Annotated in this window: 3 protein-coding genes; 1 reads left to right on the top strand and 2 read right to left on the bottom strand. The window is 70.2% G+C overall.

The genetic code is table 11. From position 1 onward, the window contains the following. A partial coding sequence (locus tag ACJ73U_RS13940; RefSeq protein WP_407778023.1) for an extracellular solute-binding protein occupies window positions 1-370 on the bottom strand: 370 nt, incomplete at its 3' end. Between the two features lie 202 nt (window positions 371-572). On the opposite strand from ACJ73U_RS13940, the gene ACJ73U_RS13935 reads away from it, so the two are divergent. Then, window positions 573-1622 carry a LacI family DNA-binding transcriptional regulator gene (locus ACJ73U_RS13935; RefSeq protein WP_407778022.1) on the top strand — a complete coding sequence of 350 codons (1050 nt, stop codon included), beginning with the start codon at window positions 573-575 and terminating at the stop codon, window positions 1620-1622. Window positions 1623-1794: 172 nt separating this feature from the next. Here ACJ73U_RS13935 and ACJ73U_RS13930 read toward each other — a convergent pair. Next, the coding region (locus tag ACJ73U_RS13930; protein WP_407778021.1) for a YihY/virulence factor BrkB family protein at window positions 1795-2225 on the bottom strand (431 nt) is incomplete at its 5' end.

Here is a 2225-nt window from a genome sequence, read left to right as displayed (position 1 = left end):
CCTTCGGGTTCTTGTCGAACCACGAGGTGAGGTCCTCGACCTGGCCGGCGTCGACCCACGTCTTCAACCCGCCGCCGCCCCAGCCCCAGATGATAGTGGGCGCAGTCCCGGCACCGAGCGCGGTCTTGATCTTGGTCTTGTAGGGGTCGTTCTGGAAGGTGGTCGTCTTGATCTTCGAGTCGGGGTTGGCCTTGTTGAACCGGTCCACCGCGCCCTGCCGGATGCCCTCCTGGGGCGGTCCGCTCAGGAACCAGTACGACGCACCGGTGCCGCTGCCCGGACCGGATGAACCACAGGCCGAGAGCGCCATCGAGACCGGCACGCTCGCGGCAAGGCCGAGGACCGTTCGTCGGGAGATAGGGGTTGCCACGCTCGTGCTCCGTTCTCGAGCCGCAGACTTCGCTGGCTGCCGGTTCCGAAAACTTTCGAAACGGCGCTGTGCCAGCCTAGGTATCCCGAAGAATTGGTGTCAAGGTCAACCTTGGTTTATTGCCCGAAATACATGGCAAACGTATGCTCGTCGAGTACGCCGAAACATTTCGAAACTTTCGGACCCGGGTGAAGGGAAGGCGATGAAGTCGGCTGACCCGACGCCGGCGGGAGGCTCAGGGAAGCCGTCACCGGCGGGCGCCAGGCGGACGACGTTGGCGGCCGTCGCACAGCTGGCGGGGGTGTCCGTCGCGACCGTGTCGAAGGTCGTCAACGGGCGCAGCGACGTGGCGCCCGAGACCCGCTCCCGGGTTCAGGAACTGCTGCACCAGCACGACTACGTCGCACCCGTGGGCCGCCGCGCCGAGGCCGCGGCGCCGGCGACCATCGAGGTGCAGTTCGCCGGTGACCTCAAGCCGTACGTGGCCGAGGTGCTGGAGGGCGTCGTCGACACCGCCACCGAGTTCGGCGTCTCCGTGGCGGTCAGCCAGCCGGACCGCGGCCCGCACTGGGCGCGGAACCTCGTCGCGACGGGACGCCGCGCGCTCATCGCGGTCACCAGCGTGTACACGCCGGCATACGTGGACGCCCTGACGCAGGCGGGTCTTCCGCTGGTCGTGGTCGACCCGATGCACCTGCCGCACACCGACGTCAACAGCGTCGGGTCCACCAACTTCGCCGGCGGCTTCGCGGCGACCGAGCACCTCCTCCGCCTCGGCCACCGCCGCGTCGCCTACCTCGGCGGCCCGGCCGTCGCCGCGGTCAGCCAGGCACGCGTGCACGGCTACCGGGCCGCCATGGAGGCGAGGAAGGCGCCGGTGCCGGGCGCGTACGTCCGCCCGGGGGAGTTCACGTACCAGGCCGGCGCGCACGGCGCCGCGGCGCTGCTGGACCTCGCGGAGCCGCCGACCGCGGTGTTCGCGGGGAACGACGAGATCGCCCTCGGCGTCCTCGAGACCGCCCGCACCCGCGGCCTGCGCGTCCCCCAGGACCTGAGCGTGGTGGGCTTCGACGACACACTCCTCGCCGGCATGGCCTCCCCGCCACTGACCACCGTGCGACAGCCCCTGCGCGAGATGGGCGGTGTGGCCCTGCGCACCGCCCTACGCCTGGCCGACGGCGTGAAACTCGAGTCGCACCACGTCGAACTGGCCACCGAGCTGGTGGTCCGCGCCTCCACCGCGCCCGTGTGACCCGACACCGTTCGGCCCGGTGATCGAATTCCCGGCCGGCTAGTTCTCGCGACTATCCATGAGGACGGACGAGGGCGGTGGTCGCGGATCCCCCGACGGGTCCGCGACCACCGGGCTGGCGGTCGGCAGTCACACGGCGCGTCTTCTCGACGCCGGGGCGCGAGTGCGCCGTTCACCGCGCGTCTTGCTCGTCCTCGTCGAGGGCGCGGTCGTCGCGCAGGCCGACGAAGGGTTCCTCCTCCTCGGGGTGGCCGGTCTCGATGGCGCGACCGCGGTGGAGCTCCGCGTCGAACTCGGCGCCGAGGAGGACGGCGATGTTGGAGATCCACAGCCAGACGAGGAAGATGATGACCCCGGCGAGGGTGCCGTAGGTCTTGTTGTAGGACGCGAAGTTGGCGACGTAGAAGGCGAAGCCGGCGGACGCGGCGATCCAGAGCACGACGGCGACCAGGCCGCCGGGGCTGACCCACCGGACGCCGGCCTGCTTCGCGTTGGGCGCGGCCCAGTACAGCAGGGCGAGGATCTGGCTGATGATGATCACCAGGATCGGCCACTTCAGGATCTTCCAGACGTTGACCAGGCCGTCGCCCGCGCCGACGTGGT

The organism is Actinophytocola sp. (genome assembly GCF_045807065.1).
Classification (GTDB): Bacteria; Actinomycetota; Actinomycetes; order Mycobacteriales; family Pseudonocardiaceae; genus Actinophytocola.
This window is presented reverse-complemented; position numbering and strand designations above follow the sequence as displayed.